1 protein-coding gene and 2 pseudogenes are annotated in these 2,920 nt (G+C 38.0%); 1 reads left to right on the top strand and 2 read right to left on the bottom strand.

What is annotated here, in order from left to right:
- Positions 1-246: 246 nt before the first annotated feature.
- The gene (locus IM509_RS01330) at positions 247-1,152 is read left to right on the top strand and encodes an RNA-guided endonuclease InsQ/TnpB family protein (protein WP_272079425.1); all 906 of its coding nucleotides are present in this window, start codon (positions 247-249) and stop codon (positions 1,150-1,152) included.
- Positions 1,153-1,193: 41 nt separating this feature from the next.
- Here the strand turns inward: IM509_RS01330 and IM509_RS01335 are convergent.
- Together IM509_RS01335 and IM509_RS01340 are read right to left on the bottom strand one after the other, a co-directional pair.
- Positions 1,194-1,319 (bottom strand): annotated as a pseudogene (locus IM509_RS01335) (PEP-CTERM sorting domain-containing protein); the annotation flags it as partial.
- Between the two features lie 243 nt (positions 1,320-1,562).
- Positions 1,563-2,780 (bottom strand): annotated as a pseudogene (locus IM509_RS01340) (IS1380 family transposase); the annotation flags it as partial.
- Between the last annotated feature and the right edge of the window lie 140 nt (positions 2,781-2,920).

Here is a 2,920-nt window from a genome sequence, read left to right on the forward strand (position 1 = left end):
ACCCATCTTCCGCACTTCTTAACATTCAATTGATAATTTTTACTAATACATTGCTTACAACCCATTGCCAGTAAGGATTATAGCTACAATGATGGATTTTTATCAAGGTGAAGAATTGTAATTGGTTTTCTCAGAAAAAATCAATTATTGAAAATAGTTCTCAATAGTATTCTCTACAATGACAGTTTTTCGTAAAAACATCTTGGGGAATGTAAAAACATATAAAAATATATGAAGATGTGCGGAATGTCGGTTAAAAATAAGGGAATTAAGCTACCTAAATTAGGGGTTGTAAAAGCTAAGATTTCTCAAGTGATAAACGGCAAAATTAAATCCGTAACTGTTTCTAAAACCAGTACAGATAAATATTTTGCTGCCATCTTGTTTGAGATGGATGACTCAACAACCATTGAAAAACTAAAAATATCAGGGATAGACCTAGGTTTATCTTCTTTAGTTACGGTTTTTGATGGTGAAACAACCTACAAGATTGACCCAATCAAACCTACCAGAAAATATGCTAAACGTTTAAAGCGGAGACAACAAGCATTGTCTCGTAAAGCCAAGGGGTCTAATAATCGCCAAAAAGCCATTAAGGAGGTAGCCAAGGTTCACGAAAAGATAGCAAATACTAGACAAGATTTTCTTCATAAACTCTCCAGAAAGTTGTGCGATGAAAACCAAATCGTTGTAGCCGAGAATCTGAATATTAAAGGGTTAGCAAGGACTAAATTAGCCAAATCAATACATGACGATGGTTTGGGTATGTTGCTTAATTTCTTGGATTACAAGCTAGAAAGAGAGGGAGGAAAACTTGTAAAAGTTGACAGGTTTTATCCGAGTACAAAACTCTGTTCTTGCTGTGGATTTAAAAATGATTCGTTGACTCTCAGTATTCGTGAATGGATTTGTCCAGAATGTAAGAGTCATCACGATAGAGATGAAAACCCAGCCAAGAATTTAAGGGAAGAAGGTATGAGAATACTGTCAACAAATACCGATGGACAGTCGGAATTTCAAGCTTGGGGAGAAACTGTAAGACTCCTTGGTACTTGTACCCAAAAGCGGGTTTGGGGTGAATCAAGAATCCCCCGTCACAGCGTCAGCTTGACGGCGGGAGTGTCAAATGTTGGGCATTCATCTCATCCCTAAAAGCGAGGGACTTCTAGCGAGGGAATTCTGCTGACACTAAGTTAAATTCTTTTTCCCAAACTCACGCCCGCTAAACCAAAGGCTAACAGAGCAAGCAAGGAAGAAGGTTCGGGGATTTTGGTTCCTGCAAACTGAATCTCTGAGAAGCCAATGCGATTGTTTGCGGTGGCGTTACCCGCATTTCTCACAAATTGAGTTGGGAAGCTGATTTGGATGCAGAAAATTGCGGTTATTTGTAAATCAGAAAGAATTCTCAAATTGGGAAACAAGAATCTGACTAAACTAGCCAAAAAGCTGGCAAAAAATTGGCTAAAATTGAGTCAATCAGCCAAATTTCTCACGACAAAATAGACTGAATTATCTTCTCAGCCTGGGAACCAACTATTTAGTTATTTTTGCAACCCTAAGATTTATCCAGTATCAGTCAGAGCTTGAATTCTAGAATAAGCTATCGCTAAGATATCTTGAGAGGGACAAGCACTAGCGATCGCTATTAAAATCCTCCTGACACTCATCGTAATTCTCGCCCCTAATTTCAGGAAACTGAGGCGAATTGTGCCGACAGTCGCTTGAGCAAAAGAGGTGTTAGATAAACAATGTTGACGAAAAGCCTGCATTAAGACATAAGCCATTGAGGATAACCAAAGTCTTAATTGATTACTCTCGAATGTCTGAGTCGAAGTTCGGTCGGCGAATAAATCCAATTGTTGCTCTTTAAGCCGATTTGACCTCTCACCTCTGGGGCAATATTTCTCAGTATAAAGTTTAGATGGAGGTATTTTTGAAGCTGGTAAAGACGTGACAACATGACGAATTTTTAAACCCTCACTGCCCTGAGAAACTTTGGTGACTACTCTTCTTTGACGACTCCAAGATTTTTCAGTTTGATAGCATAAAGAACGATACCAAGTGGAATCAGGGACTAATTTTCTGACCAATTCTAAGTCTTCTTCTTTCGCAAAAAGCGTCTCCATTAATTCAACTACAGGTTCAAGTCTCTGTTCATAATCTCTCTTAGATTTCTCAATTATATCTGAGGCTCGTAACTTTAATTGGTTATTAGTTCCCATTGCTATAGCATAGTCAACTCGGTCTTCTTCCTCACAGAATTTAAAGATTTCTTCCCGAGCGTAGGCACTATCAGCTCGCAGTAAGATTTGAGTGGTTGGCCATTTTTCTCTAATTAATTCAATGACTCTTTGTAATTCCTCTAAGGCCCCATCGGCTGGATCTACATTAGAAGAACGGAGTTTAGCTACTAATAAATGATGCCCACAAAATATAGACAAAGGCGCATAACATACTCCGTTATAATAAGTATTGAAAAAGGCTCCCTCTTGATTACCATGTACTTGATCATCTGTTACATCCATATCCAAAATAATTTGACGAGGAGGATTTTTATAAGATCGTAAAAAGATGTCAACAAAAAGTTTTTCTATCTTTTTTGGGTCCTGTTCAATACGATGATAACGACTTTCTTCTTGATTGAGAATAGTTTCGGGACAATATTCCAGTCGATTAATTGTACTTTTCCCCGCTAAACTCCCTTGATTTGATTCAATGAAATCAAGTTTTTTTAAAGCAATGGCTAAGGCTGGGTCATGCCGCAATTTGTCGTGATCATGGTTCTTCGTTACTTGGTATGGTTCAATAGGGGGGCATAAATCGACTAAATCCTTATCTGGCAAGAGACTTAATTGATTAGTTCGCTCTAGAGCAAAAACAATTGACAAAAATCGCCAAATGCCTTTCTACATAAAGGTTC

This window comes from Microcystis sp. M31BS1 (genome assembly GCF_020245285.1).
GTDB classification, from domain to species: domain Bacteria; phylum Cyanobacteriota; class Cyanobacteriia; order Cyanobacteriales; family Microcystaceae; genus Microcystis; species Microcystis panniformis.

Coding starts and splice junctions, on each gene's coding strand:
- IM509_RS01330 (WP_272079425.1), top strand. CDS start 247: ATGTCGGTTAAAAATAAGGGAATTAAGCTACCTAAATTAGGGGTTGTA.